The organism is Blautia ammoniilytica, from assembly GCF_025566965.1.
In the GTDB taxonomy this organism is placed as follows: domain Bacteria; phylum Bacillota; class Clostridia; order Lachnospirales; family Lachnospiraceae; genus Blautia_A; species Blautia_A ammoniilytica.
On record NZ_JAOQJL010000038.1, the window covers coordinates 21,255 to 35,022 of the forward strand.

The window sequence follows — 13,768 nt, forward strand, 5'->3', positions numbered from 1 at the left end:
TATGCTTATTTTGTTAAAAGACCGGATAGATTTTTTCCAATGCAAAATCCAATCTGTGGATATAACTCCTGAATTTCCTGATATTTTGCTTCAATCATTTCTGGTTCATCAGCCCAGATCTTTTCATATATTTTGAAAGCTCTTTTAAAATGTGTTTTGGCTTGCGGAAGATTGGCAGTCATCAGATAAATGGTTCCAAGGGTTTCCTGTACTTTGGCATAATCCAGACAGTCATCGGAATGGTATTCCTTGATGATGCCGGATAATTTTTGCAATTCAGAGATGCCTCTTTCGGGTTCCTGCTGTTCTGTCAGGAACATTGCATAATTGGCAATCTGAGGTATGCTGTCATTTATATGAAGCAGGTTAAATTGGTCAAGCAGTGAGATACTTTTTTCCATGTGTTCTCTTGCAAGATCGGGATGACCGTTCATGCGGTAAAGTCCACCGAGATTGGCATGAAGGTTGGAAACAAGGCGAGCATTGTCAGCAGTGATATTTTCTATCTGGGCAAGTGCATCCTTTTCCAGTTTTATTGCTTTTTCTGGCTTGATTTCAAGAGTAGCCTGAAAATCCAGTAACAATGCCCGGTCAGAATCGGTGCCAATGTCTTTAGGCTTCAAAAAATTTTTTAATTCCTGAATGATTTCTTTCATACCTTTCTGGTAATTATAATTATCCATATATGGAAAAACATTTTCCAGAAAAAGTAGATATTTTGGTATATCATCTTTTTCAATCAATTCTATGATGTTTCCTGCTGTCTGAAACAGCTTCTTGTAATAATCGACTTCAATTCCATGCATTAAACATATTTTCTGTAAAGAATCCAGTAATATGTGACAGCTACTTACAGATGGTTTTGTCTCTGAAAGGGCAATTTCCTTAATCATAGGATGCAGGGAGATTGTGTGACGTGTAGTTGTCTGCACAAAACCAGTTTCAATCAAGTCGTTAATTTCATTTAAGGTAGGCAGTTCCAGCCATTTGGCGAATATGCGGGCAGAAATACCAGTGTAAGGAAGAAAACACAAATTGCACATGATATCCTGCTGTTTTCGGGATAAAGCATATAGTGAAAATAGAGTATGGATATGACTATAATAAGTGGCTTTACTGCTTTGACCATCCTTGATTATCTTAATTTTATCTTCATTATCGAGAGATGCTCTTTCTTCCTGAAGTTTTGCTAATAACTGACCTGGAGTTGAAATTCCATTTTTCAAAAGTTTTGCAGCCAGTTCTACAGCAAAAGTATGAGAGTGAACAGTTTTGATGATCTTTTCAACTGTTGCCCGGTACGTATCTGCTTCCGAATAAAATACTGATGCCAGCTGGAAGAGAGCGTTCATATCCTCTATTTCTTTTAATGGCAGAGTACAGTACTCATCCAGTTTGCTTCTGGTTGTAAACAAAATCTGGCAGCGATATTTTAATACTACTGACAGAAAGCTGTCTTGTGTAGCAGAGACATTAAAATTGTCTATGATCAACAGAGTATCAGATTTCAGAGAACGCAGGAAACGGTTATGTCTTTGAAACCGTTCCTGTTCAGTGCTTTCCGGAAGATCGTCAATAAAATCCATGTCAGTAATGTCCTGATGAAGAGTGCCGGTATATTCTACATAAAGGATATTGGTGTATTGCTTTATGTACCGCTTTGCGTAGGCTTTAGCAAGTTCACTTTTTCCGATGCCAGCGATTCCGCAAAGAAAAACATGACGTTTTTCCTCAAGTATGGTATATAATTCTTCCAGTTCTTTATCTCTTCCGAGAAAATGACGGCATGGTTTCGGAACCTCACTGTCCATAATGTAATCCAGCACAATGGGGGATAAAGCCCCTCCGGCAATTAATTTTTGATTTTTAGTATTACGTTTGATGAATTGGCGTTCCATGCCAAAAGAAATCAGTTTTGCAAGAAACAGCAGTCTTGAACTGGCTGGTTTATATAAGGGAGTCAGATTTTTCTTTTTCGCATCTGAGATGCTGTCATCCTGAATGAATAAAGTGTAAATATCTTGTATAGCCATATTGCAGTCAGACATCAATGGAAGAAGATTCTGGTGGATAGTATGGGCTAATTTTTCCTGATTGGATGGCTTGGAATAGTAAGCGGATATTTTAGGACTGATTTTAGCCTGACCAGTCATCCAGCGGCAAACCAGACCATTGTCCATTGAAAAATCCTGATTTACCGGATCATCCATAAAATCTTCAAATAATTCGTATAAAAAATCAGGTTGACTCATTTGATTACTTTCGCTGATATGATTTTTTAAACAAGTGCTAATAGAAGAAAAATCGCATCGATTCAATAGAAATTCCCCTTTCGTAGTTAAGATTAAGTATATCTATCATAACACGAACATATATTCGATTCAAGAAAATGCGGATATTTTTAAAGTGATTGTGTCAATTTACAATCAATTTCTATTCAATGTGGTTTTCTGGCAGGTTCTGTAAAATAAGTTCAGATCAAAACAATAACGGGAGGAGCTTATGCAACAGAATATTGAATTTGAGCGGTGCATTGATTTTCTGGTATGGATGATTGATAAGTACGGCGAAGAAGTCCTCCGGGAGTTGGAGGAAGAAAAACAGAATAAGGAAGAAAGAGAAGCGGCAGTTTCCTGAAATACAAAATGTAAATCAGACTGTCGCTTTTTTCATGTATTTTTAAATCAAATAAATTTTAAAAGCTGATAAAAAAGAATGATAATTTGGAGAAAAATAGCATAGAATAATTTTGAGCTGATATGACAGAGAATGTTTTGGCATATTGACAGGACATTTAAAATGACGTATACTAAGCTCAGTGATCGTTCTGTAGAAACTTGCGAAGCCTACAGGCGGGGGAGAGCCTGCGGGTCTCTCCCTCTTTTGTTTTAAGGAGAAATGAGATGCAGACACCGAAAAAATTCTCTTCTTTTAGTGACCAGGTTTCCTGGATCAGTGATGAAAAGGGAATAAAAATAAAAGACAGAGAATATGCGGAAGAGATGTTACGCCAAATAGGATATTTTCCTCTTATGGGAGGATATAAACATCTTTTTAGAATATCAAACACAAAAAAATATAAAGCAGGAACAAGTTTTGAAGAAATAGTCAGTCTGTATAAGTTTGATGCAGAGCTTAGAGAGTTGTTCTTTAAATATTTACTGCAGATTGAGCGACAGATGCGTTCTTTGATGTCATACTATTTTACTGAAATGTATGGAGCAGAGCAGAAGCAGTACCTGGATGCTAATAATTATAATAATACAAAAAGAAATCATGCAACAATCGTAAAGTTGATAGCGACCTTGAAACGGGCAACAACGACCACAGATTATACATATATCAACTATTACCGCAAGACATATGGTGAAATTCCATTATGGGTTTTGGCAAATGTACTTACGTTTGGAAACTTATCAAAAATGTTCCGAGTATTTCCTCAATCTTTAAAATCAAAAGTATCAAAAAACTTTGAACCTTTGAATCAGCATCAGATGGAGCAGTTTCTATCTGTTCTCACGAAATACAGAAATGTATGTGCCCATGGGGAACGACTGTTTACATACAGAACGGTAGATGCTATTGCGGATACACCGCTTCATAAAAAACTTTCATTACCACAGAGCGGTAATCAGTACGAAAAAGGAAAACAAGATTTGTTTGCTGTGGTGATTGCTTTTAGATATCTATTACCTGGAAAAGATTTTCTGGAATTTAAAAGAAAGCTCATAAAGGAGATTGACCGAGTAAACAGAGAGGTAGAGCATATAAGCGAAGTTGAATTATTGAATAAAATGGGTTTCTCGGAAAACTGGAAAAGTATTACCAAATATCATTTAAAGTAAAGAAATATCCTCTAAGAGATAGTGAAATACCTATTGTCTTAGAGGATTTTTTATTGAAGAATTTTAATATTTAAGAGTTTGTTTTTTCCTTTTTGACATTAAAGATAAGATTTCTTGTGGGTTTGTCAACTGACGTCCGGGAAGTGTCTGCTTTGGTGTGCGGTCAAGGTCGGCTTCGTCAATCGCTGCAATAAAAAGTTTTACGCTGTTTGGATTGGATATGACAAAATTATGAGTAATACTTGAAGTAGCCATACGAACACCTCCCTCTTTTCGGTTTTTTTTGTATTAATTATACGATTGACAGAGAAATGCGTCAATAAGAAAAATAAGCATTGAAAATAGTTGGAACAAGTACTAAAATAAAGTTGGGACATGAAATGAAGGTTACATTACGAAATAATAAGAAGTGTAGGTGGAAGGTTTGAACATAGAAGCATATGATGCGGATTCATTGAGAAAGATGGTTAGGTTGCTTGAATATGAGAACAAGATATTAAAAGATAAATTGAAGAAAGCAGGCATTTCCTATGAAGAGGTGAATCCTTTTGAAGAAAAAATAGAAAGTGCAGAAGAATATGACCTGGATCAAGGGAATCGTATTGTAAATCCACCGTATATTACAGAGAAAATGGCAATACGTTTCTTTTCGATGTTTTGGGGAAGAGAAGATGTATATGCCAGAAGAGGAAAGAACGGGGGCTATTTTCCACAATGTGCGAATCGTTGGAATGACCGGCTTTGCCCTAAACAACGTAAAGAGAAGGTGTTTTGTGATGAATGTGAAAATACTAAATGGATAAGTCTGGATGTAAAAAAAATAATTGCTCATTTGTTAGGCACAAAAGAAGATGGATCAGATGTAATCGGTGTATATCCTTTATTGTCAAATGGTACATGCAGATTTATTGTATTTGATTTTGATAATCACGAAAAAGGAGCAGAGGTTACGGACTTTGCAAATACGGATAATGAGTGGCATAAAGAAGTGGATGCGCTTAGAAAAATGTGTGAGCTTAATGGTATCAGACCTTTAGTTGAGAGATCTCGCTCCGGGAAAGGGGCACATGTATGGATTTTCTTTAAAAAGGCAATACTGGCGGCAACAGCAAGGAATTTTGGATTTCTCCTGTTAGACAAGGGTTCAACTTCCATCAATCTGAAATCGTTTCATTATTATGATAGAATGTATCCTTCGCAGGATGTGGCAAGCAGCATAGGTAATTTGATTGCATTGCCATTACAGGGGCAGGCACTTAAAAATGGAAATAGTGCTTTTGTAGATGAAAATTGGAATGCATATCCTGATCAATGGGATGCTCTTTTCAATAAAACAAGAAAGCTGGGAATAGAAGATGTTGAACAATGCATGGCAAAATGGCAAGGAGAATTAGCAGAAGTCAGAGGAACGCTTACTAATATTGAGAAGAATGTCAGACCGAAACCATGGAAGAAGAAATGTGAGTTTTGTATGTCAGATGTTGTGGGCAAGCTTCACATGGTATTGGGCAATGGAGTTTATATTGATACTCTGAATCTTATGCCAAGAATACAAAATCAGATTCGTAGTTTGGCGGCATTTGATAATCCGGAATTTTACAAAAATAAAAGGCTGGGATATTCTAATTATTATAATTTCAGTGCTGTATATTTAGGTAAGGATATAGATGGATATATACAGATTCCGAGAGGACTGCGGGAAAATATTATACAGGAATGTGAAAAAGCAGGCATTTCAGTTGATGTTTCAGATCAAAGAGAAACAGGACAACCTATCAGAGTATCTTTTAAAGGTGATTTGCGAATGCAACAGGAATTAGCAGCAGAAAAATTATTATCACATTCAGATGGGGTTCTGAGTGCGGCAACTGCATTTGGAAAGACTGTAGTATGTAGTTACCTTATTGCAGAGCGAAAAGTAAATACGCTCATTTTGCTGCAAAGTAAAGATTTGCTTAATCAGTGGGTTGATGAATTGAATCATTTCTTAGAGATAAGAGAAGAACCACCGGATTATGAAACAAAAACAGGAAGAAAGAAAAAAAGAAATAGTGTGATAGGCATTTTGCACGGAAATAAAAATACGTTGACAGGGATCATAGATGTTGCAATGGTTGGTTCAATGTACAGCAGAGGAAAATTTAATGAACGGATTAATTCTTATGGAATGGTAATTATGGATGAATGTCATCACGCAGCTTCTAACACATCTATGGAATTATTGCAGAAAATAAATGCAAAATACGTATATGGTGTTTCTGCTACGCCTAAACGTGGCGACAGTCTTGATCGGATTATCTATATGCTGTTGGGACCTTTGCGACATAGATTTACTGCGTTGGAGAGGGCTAAGGAGCAAGGGATTGGACATTATTTTGTCCCAAGATACACAAGAGTAGTTGATACTGCAGAAAGCAAGGATAATATTAATAAAGCATATAATTTGATTAGTACCAGTAAGGTGCGCAATGAAATGATCATAGATGATGTTATAACTTGTGTTGCAAGAAAACAAACTCCTGTAATTTTGACAAGATTTAAGGAACATGCAAAATTTTTACATGATGCCTTAAAGGAAAAAGCAGATCATGTATTCCTTCTGTATGGGGATAATTCGGATAAGGAAAATGCGGAAATAAGAGTAAAATTAAAGCAGATACCTGAAAATGAATCGCTTATTTTGGTGGCAACTGGTCAGAAAATAGGAGAAGGGTTTGATTTCCCAAGACTGGATGTATTAATGCTTGCAGCACCTGTATCTTTTGAAGGACGCCTGGAACAGTATGTAGGTAGATTAAACAGAGATTATGTCGGAAAAGAAGCCGTTTATGTGTATGATTATATCGATTCGCATGTGCGTTATTTTGATAAAATGTATGCAAAAAGATTGAGAGCATATAGGAAGATGGGATTTTCAATCTGGACGCAAGAGTTGCAACCTAAACAAATAATAAATGCAATATTTGATTCTGTAAATTATACTGAAAAATTCGAGCAAGATATTGTAGAGTCAGAAAAAATGGTGGTAATTTCCAGTCCGGATATCAGACAGGATAAAATTGACAGATTTTTATTACTAGTCAAGAAGAGACAGGAAGTAGGGGTAAAGGTCACAGTTATTACAACAGATCCGGAAGATATTACTTACGGAAAGTCAGATGTATGTTATGAATTAATCAGAGCAATGCAATTGGTAGGAATAAATGTGATAACAAGAACAGAAGTAGAAGAATGTTTTGCCGTTATTGATGATGAAATAGTATGGCATGGCGGGATGAATCTACTTGGAAAAGCTGATGTCTGGGATAACTTAATGCGTATCAGAAATTCACAAGTTGCAACGGAATTGTTGGAAATTGCTTTGGGATGTTCTGAGGAGAGGAGGAAAAGTGAATAAAAAGATAAAATGTGATATCTATACCAGAGTATCCACAACTATGCAGGTAGATGGCTACAGTCTGGATGCTCAGAAAGAAAAACTCAAGAGATATGCGGAATTTCAGAATATGGAAATCGTAAATGAGTATTCAGACGAAGGTAAATCTGGAAAGAGCGTAGAGGGCAGACCGGAATTTCAGAGAATGTTGGATAATATTGAGAATGGAACAGATGAGGTACAGTTTGTACTGGTGTTCAAGCTTTCCAGATTCGGTCGTAATGCGGCAGATGTATTAAACTCTTTGCAGAGGATGCAGGATTTTGGAGTGAACCTGATCTGTGTAGAAGATGGAATTGACAGCTCAAAAGATAGTGGAAAGCTGATGATTTCTGTTCTGTCTGCGGTGGCAGAGATTGAACGAGAGAATATCCTTGTTCAGACAATGGAAGGACGTAAGCAGAAAGCCAGGGAAGGAAAATGGAACGGAGGATTCGCTCCATATGGTTATGAATTGGTAAATGGAGAATTACAGATTGCAGAGGATGAAGCGGAGATTATTCGTTTGATTTATGACAAATTTATTCATACAAATATGGGAATCTCTGCGATTGCTGCATGGCTGAACCAGCATGGATATAAAAAGAAAAAACGACAGAATAATACATTGGACGCATTTGCCTCTTCCTTTATAAAAGGCGTTCTGGATAATCCGGTATACTGTGGAAAGTTGGCTTATGGACGAAGGAAGAACGAGAAAGTTTCTGGAACAAGAAATGAATATCGCATTGTAAAGCAGGAAAATTATATGCTGCACGATGGTATCCATGAAGGAATCATCTCAGAAACAGACTGGGAGCTTGCTCATCAAAAACGGGAAAAAACAGGTGTGAAATATGAAAAGACACATAGCCTCGATCATGAGCATATTTTATCTGGAATATTGAGATGTCCGTTATGTGGAAGCGGTATGTATGGAAACGTGAACCGAAAGAAAAAGAAAGACGGAACCTTATATAAGGATTATTTCTATTATGCCTGCAAACATCGTCGCCTGGTAGATGGTCATAAATGTGGATATCGTAAACAATGGAGCGAGGAGAAGATTAATAATGCAGTGGAAGAAGTTATTCGGAAGCTGGTGAAGAATCCTAAATTTGAAGAAGCAATTCTGAATAAAATCGGTTCAAGAATAGATACAGAAGAAATAGAAAAAGAGATGGAAAGGCTGGAAAAACAGCACAGGCAGCTGACCGGAGCAAAAGCAAGACTTGGACAGCAGATGGACAGTCTGGATATCATGGATAAATTTTATGAAAAGAAATATCAGGATATGGAGACACGCTTATATCGTCTGTATGATGAAATTGAAGGCGTGGAGAACAGTATAGAGGAAGTCAAGAACCGCCTGTTGAATATCCGGCAACAGAAAATATCAGAAGAAAACGTCTATCAATTTCTTTTGTATTTTGATAAACTATATGATAAGTTCACCGACCGGGAGAAGAAAGAATTTCTTAACAGCTTTGTAGAACAGGTGGACATTTACGAGCAGGAGCAGCTAGATGGCAGATTCCTGAAGCACATAAAGTTCCGTTTTCCAGTGTATTTTGGAGACAGGGAAACACAGGAACTTTGTTGGGACAACGAAAGTACCGTTTAGACAGTATGTTTATTGTCCAAACTCCACGAAGCGAAGCATCATGTGAATGTGAGACTTGACATGGACGAGATGGATTTAACGGCGGCTGAGAGGCGCTAAAGGTCCAGGGGACCTTTGCCCAGCGCGGACCGAAGCGGAGCGTAGACAGGCTACTTATGAGGAGATAAAGAAGTATGTGTCAGAGCATAATGATGGGATGAAGGTATCTAATCTGTATATTGCACAGATAAAGCAGAAGCATGGAATTATAGAAAGAGAGAACTATAATAAGCCAAAATCTGAGAAGGGCGGACAGCCGGAATGCCCAAAAGAAAAAGAAATAGCGATTGAAGAGGCGTTGAAGTATTTTCAGATGATTCCAAGTGAATCATAGGCTAACTTGGCTTATCGAATGGAGAAAATTCAACTAATGTTATTGGGCCTTCGGACATTGGAAATAAAATCTGATGTTCGTAGGCTTTTTGTTCATGACAATAGAATGTTTGCTGAGCGTGCATTCTATTGTATACAGAAAAAATTTTCGCAGATATAATAAACATGACATATAGCTGTCGTGTTGAATCAGGTATAATATGTATGGAGTGTAAGAAACGATGAAAATAGATAGACTTATCGGTATATTGTCAATCTTACTGCAGGAAGAAAAGACAACGGCTCCTGAACTGGCAGAAAGATTTGAGGTACGGCTTTAGCCTGTTCAAAATGTCTACGCAGCGTGTAGGCATTTTGAACTATAACCCACCTGCTTCGCGCAACATCATAAACTTAAGAAAATACTTGTTCTTATGTCCTTTATTTTTTAATTAAGGCTTCATTATAAAACTGTATTGTAAGAAAAAAAGTCCAGACTTTCCCCGGGGGATGCAAATTCCGGCTCATCTGACCACGCATTCCGCTAAGAACTGATCGGTCTTTCCGGATGTAGCTGAACGTATTTCCGCTTCAGCTGATCAATAAGTTTTCAACGTGTTATAGTTCTTTCGTAGTCATCAAATGATTGCGAAAGGAGGCATAACTATGCAAGACTACAACACGATTATCGGCTCCATCCAGATGCGTTTGAATGGATGCCAGACCAGGTCTGTTATGGACCGTTACAAGATTGGCTCAGGTACATTAAATCTGATCATGAGCCGATATCATGCCAACGGGATCCCGATCGAGGAACTCCGAATGATGACACCTACGGAAGTTGAGGACCTTTTCTATCCGCAGAAAAATCTACAGAGGAAAGATATCCCTCTTCCAGATTTCCAGTATTACTATGACAGAATCCATACACCAGGAAGCCGCATGAACATTTCGTTCTGCTGGCTGGATTATAAAGAAAAGAATCCTGATGGTTATGAGAAGTCACAGTTTTATGAATACTTCAACCGATTCATAGCGGAAAACTATGGTGTTCAGAAAGTATCAATGGCTGTAAACCGAATCCCGGGTGAAAAGATGTATATCGACTGGGTTGGCGATCAGCCGGAACTTTTAACAGACACTGAAACAGGTGAGATTAACAAGGTTCATATTTTTGCGACCACGCTTGGAGTAAGTAGCCTAATCTATGCAGAAGCTTTGCCAAATGAGAAACTCCCATGTTTTATAGAAGGCTGCGCCCATGCTGTTTCGTTTTATGGTGCTGTTACGAAATACTTTGTGCCCGATAACCTGCGAACTGCTGTAACCAAACACACAAAAGATGAACTTATCCTGCAGTCTACCTTTGCAGATCTGGAAGATTTCTATGAAACTATAGTTCTTCCGCCACCCGCTAGAAAGCCGAAAGGCAAACCTACAGTTGAAAATCATGTACGTTATCTTGAAACACATCTGGTTGAGAAATTAAAAGAAAAGATATATGTGTCATTTGAAGACCTAAATGCTGATATCAAAAAAATAGTAGCGGTCCTCAATAAACGATCTTTTCAAGGAAAGGATTTCTCAAGACTGGATGCTTTCGAAAAGTATGACAAACCATGTATGAAACCACTGCCAGGCGGATGTTACACGGCTTGCGACTATAAAGCGGTCTTAAAAGTTCCCAACAATTACCACATCGAGTATGACGGCCACTACTACTCCGTATTGTACTCTTACTGTGGCAAGCCTGCAATCCTGAAGGCAACTGCATCGGAGATCAGGATTTGTGATCAGTATAATCGGCTGATCTGTACACATAAGCGGTCTTATAGAGAGTTTCCGCTGTATGTCACAGTAGATGAACATATGCCGCCAGAACACCTTTATTATAAAGAAGTCAATTCAAAGGATGGTAATTATTACCGTCGCTGGGCTTCTGCCATTGGTCCTGCAATGTCAGAACTGATTGACAGACTCCTAAAATCATCAAAACATGAAGAGCAGTCTTATAATGCCTGTGCAGGTATCCTGCATAAAGTAAAAACAATCCCGAAAGGTGCTGCTGAAGAAGTTGCCCATAAATGTATAGAGATCAATTCCTGTAAATATTTTACCTTCAAGCAGATGCTAAAAAAGATGGATGTGGAGGAACTCCCCGAGCATTCACCAGGAACACTGCCTAATCATGAAAATATCAGAGGAAAGGACTACTATAAGTAAGGGTGACATACTATGGCATACAGATTAAAAGACTATCTTTATAACGATAAACTCACAAAGGAACAGAACATACTCATGGATCGACTGTATAAACTCCGTATGTCCGGTATGGCTGAAGCCTTTGAAAAGCAGCTTTTGGAACCAAACACAGGTCTCGAACCATTTGAAGTCCGCTTTGCTGATATTGTAAATCATGAGTGGGATCAGCGTGAGAGTAAAAAGTTTAAACGTCTCATGAAGAAAGCGTCCCTGAAATATCCTGCAGCAGATCTTGACAGTTCAATCTATGAGCCAGAACGTCAGCTGAATACACACGTCATAGAACTTCTGTCCAAGTGTGATTGGATTGATGAGCCGAATAACCTACTGATGACCGGAGGGGCCGGTGCTGGGAAAACGCACATCGCCTGCGCCTTATGTATCACAGCAATGCATCAGAATCGTACTGTTAAATATATACGTGCGAACACTCTTTTAAAGGAATCCGATCATGCCAGGCGGGAAGGTAATTACTTCGACTATTCGAATGAAATGGCCGCTTATGATCTCATGGTGATAGATGATTTCGGCTTAATGGATCTGGATATCGAAAAATGCCGCGACCTGTTTGAAATCATTGAGTCCAGAGACTGCCGCAAGGCAACTATTATTATCTCACAGATTCCAGTATCCGGATGGTATCAACTTTTTGGAGATTCCACCTATGCAGATGCCTGCTTAAGCCGAATGACATCCAAGGCATATCGTCTTGAATTTCCTGGCAGGGATCGTAGAGTAAACAACGGTAACTAATAAACCTGCTGAGCTTTGCTCAGTTTGAAGCGGAATGGCGCTCCGTTCTTCTGGAACGGATGCGCAGTTCTTGCGGAATATGCACCCGGGGGAATTGCATGGACTTTTTAAAAACTGCTTTTTTGATTATTTTTATATTTGTTTGAGATATTCTTTTTTCGCTCTTTTCCAGGCAGTTTTCTTTGTGGCAAAATGTGTTCCTCCATTTCTGCCTGCAATTCAAAAAGCAATTGCCTTCTCCTTTCAGCATCCTTTTCCAGAATTAATTTTATCATTTGTTCTTTAAATAAACCTATAGCAATATTTTCGTTTGTGCGCATAGGATATCTGCAGTTTTTTTCACGACCTTTTACCGATACTTTATCGTCAGCTTCTTTTCGTATATCCTGTATCATGTTGTATACCAGCACCTGTGCACGAAAATCTTGATCTACATAAATGGTCGATTTTCCTGTCACACTTTCAAACTTCATTTTATTTTTAAGAGTATGATATTTCTTTTCTATCTCCCATCTGTGGTAATATAAATCCTCCAGTTCTTTCTGGGAGATTTCAAAGGGAAGATTTGTCATAAGTGCCAATTCTTTTCCGGAAGGAAGTATGGAGGTCATAATTCGCGTATGTGTACTTACTTTTTCTTTCATATGTTCGAAACGATCAGGATGTCTTTTCCTTATTTTCTCTAATCGCTGATGGGTATGCCGCAAAATAACGGCTTCGTCAGTGGATACCATATTGTTGCGCTCAAATTTATAATCATTGGAGGATAGACGGAATAAGTAATTGATCTTTTCCGTTTCCAGAAAGTCAACAAATTCCATGGATGGATACCCCCTGTCAAAAATGACTAATACCGGCTGTTTGATATTCATGCGCTTTAAATGATTCAGGTTTTTCTTGGCAAGCTCTGTCTCATTGGTAGAAATATGTGAAATCTCGATATCCAAGTAAAATTGATTCAAAATGTCGTACATACCACTTACAAGTGCTCGTATCTGCCCAAGTTCTGAATGCTGATTATTACTTTTCCCAAAGCGTTCTCTGTTCTCCACTGAATTCGGTATTTCTGCCTTACTTCCATCTATGGCCAGTAACAAAAATCCGTTCCAAAGTTTTGGCTCAGAGGAATGATAGAAATCAGCCAGATATTCATCATTCAAATAAGAAAACACTTCAGGATTCAGTCGTTTTCGTTGTTGTAAATACCCTTGTTTCGATATTTCCATGTAGAGATCACCCTTTTGTTTAAAATAATTTCTCAGTTCCAATGCAGTAGTAAGCCCTTTTTTAGAAAGACAGCACAGTAAAATATCTTTTAAGGACATCTTTCTATTTCGAGAAAAAGTATTACTGTCCATTTTTCTTGCACGCACTGCTAAATTAGGATCTGATAGTTTCTCAGAAAGTTTTTGGATTCTTTCAATATAACTTCCTCTCATATACACCCCTGCCTAAACTTTACCATAAATAAAAGAATCTGCCTATCTCTAAGCAGATTCTCTTAAGTTTATGATGTTG

10 protein-coding genes and 1 pseudogene are annotated in these 13,768 nt (G+C 37.9%); 8 read left to right on the forward strand and 3 right to left on the reverse strand.

All coding sequences use genetic code 11. The features are described 5' to 3' along the window. Nucleotides 1-5 precede the first annotated feature (5 nt). The gene (locus OCV61_RS15240; RefSeq protein WP_158422536.1) at nt 6-2,252 is read right to left on the reverse strand and encodes a tetratricopeptide repeat protein; all 2,247 of its coding nucleotides are present in this window, start codon (nt 2,250-2,252) and stop codon (nt 6-8) included. A gap of 250 nt (nt 2,253-2,502) precedes the next feature. Between OCV61_RS15240 and OCV61_RS15245 the strand changes: the two genes are divergently transcribed. Further along, complete coding sequence (locus OCV61_RS15245; RefSeq protein WP_262583156.1) at nt 2,503-2,637, forward strand: hypothetical protein; 135 nt, start codon at nt 2,503-2,505, stop codon at nt 2,635-2,637. Between the two features lie 266 nt (nt 2,638-2,903). Beyond that, entirely contained in the window at nt 2,904-3,845 is a 942-nt protein-coding gene (locus OCV61_RS15250; protein ID WP_055068095.1) for an Abi family protein, read from the forward strand. Nucleotides 3,846-3,908: 63 nt separating this feature from the next. Here OCV61_RS15250 and OCV61_RS15255 read toward each other — a convergent pair whose 3' ends face one another. Beyond that, nucleotides 3,909-4,100 (reverse strand): hypothetical protein, encoded by a 192-nt coding sequence (locus OCV61_RS15255; RefSeq protein ID WP_158422537.1) that lies wholly within the window; start codon nt 4,098-4,100, stop codon nt 3,909-3,911. A gap of 169 nt (nt 4,101-4,269) precedes the next feature. Between OCV61_RS15255 and OCV61_RS15260 the strand changes: the two genes are divergently transcribed. The 6 genes and pseudogenes from OCV61_RS15260 to OCV61_RS15285 all read left to right on the forward strand — a co-directional run bounded on the left by OCV61_RS15260 (nt 4,270) and on the right by OCV61_RS15285 (nt 12,250). Beyond that, nucleotides 4,270-7,242 (forward strand): TOTE conflict system archaeo-eukaryotic primase domain-containing protein, encoded by a 2,973-nt coding sequence (locus OCV61_RS15260; RefSeq protein ID WP_158422538.1) that lies wholly within the window; start codon nt 4,270-4,272, stop codon nt 7,240-7,242. A 40-nt stretch (nt 7,243-7,282) separates the two neighbouring features. Beyond that, a complete protein-coding gene (locus OCV61_RS15265; RefSeq protein WP_158422542.1) occupies nt 7,283-8,884 on the forward strand; it encodes a recombinase family protein in 1,602 nt (533 codons plus the stop codon). 175 nt (nt 8,885-9,059) lie between these two features. Continuing rightward, complete coding sequence (locus OCV61_RS15270; protein ID WP_262583159.1) at nt 9,060-9,257, forward strand: RNA methyltransferase; 198 nt, start codon at nt 9,060-9,062, stop codon at nt 9,255-9,257. Between the two features lie 220 nt (nt 9,258-9,477). Continuing rightward, nucleotides 9,478-9,567 (forward strand): annotated as a pseudogene (locus tag OCV61_RS19010) (DNA-binding transcriptional regulator); the annotation flags it as partial. Nucleotides 9,568-9,901: 334 nt separating this feature from the next. Next, complete coding sequence (locus OCV61_RS15280; RefSeq protein WP_158422539.1) at nt 9,902-11,458, forward strand: Mu transposase domain-containing protein; 1,557 nt, start codon at nt 9,902-9,904, stop codon at nt 11,456-11,458. 12 nt (nt 11,459-11,470) lie between these two features. Continuing rightward, on the forward strand, nt 11,471-12,250 hold the full coding sequence (locus OCV61_RS15285) for an ATP-binding protein (protein WP_158422540.1): 780 nt from the start codon (nt 11,471-11,473) through the stop codon (nt 12,248-12,250). A 107-nt stretch (nt 12,251-12,357) separates the two neighbouring features. Here the strand turns inward: OCV61_RS15285 and OCV61_RS15290 are convergent, their stop codons facing one another. After that, nucleotides 12,358-13,689, reverse strand: a complete 1,332-nt coding sequence (locus OCV61_RS15290; protein WP_158422541.1) for an IS4 family transposase — start codon at nt 13,687-13,689, stop codon at nt 12,358-12,360. Nucleotides 13,690-13,768: the final 79 nt, after the last annotated feature.